We start from the raw sequence: 281 nt of genomic DNA, 5'->3' as shown, positions 1-281 counted from the left end.
CAAGCCGATCATCAGCCAGCCGTTGTACAACATCGTCAATCGTCAGGCCGAGATCGAGCAAATCACCGCCGCAGCCGCCTATGGCCTGGGCGTGGTGCCTTACAGCCCGCTGGCGCGTGGTGTGCTCAGTGGCAAATACGCTCCGGATGTAACGCCCGAAGCCGGCAGCCGCGCAGCACGTCAGGACAAACGCATTCTGGAAACCGAATGGCGGGTTGAGTCGTTACGTATCGCCCAGCAGATTCAGCAATACACCCAAGGGCGTGGCGTGGGGATCGTCG

At 61.2% G+C, this 281-nt stretch carries 1 protein-coding gene; it reads left to right on the top strand.

Annotated elements, in window-relative coordinates; all coding sequences use genetic code 11:
• Positions 1–281 (top strand): aldo/keto reductase (locus tag KZZ04_RS18880; RefSeq protein WP_219423785.1); only part of this gene is annotated, 281 nt, incomplete at both ends.

Source organism: Pseudoalteromonas sp. CR1 (genome assembly GCF_019392235.1).
In the GTDB taxonomy this organism is placed as follows: domain Bacteria; phylum Pseudomonadota; class Gammaproteobacteria; order Enterobacterales; family Alteromonadaceae; genus Pseudoalteromonas.
Note: the sequence above shows the minus strand (reverse complement) of the source record. Positions and strands in the feature narration are given on the sequence as shown.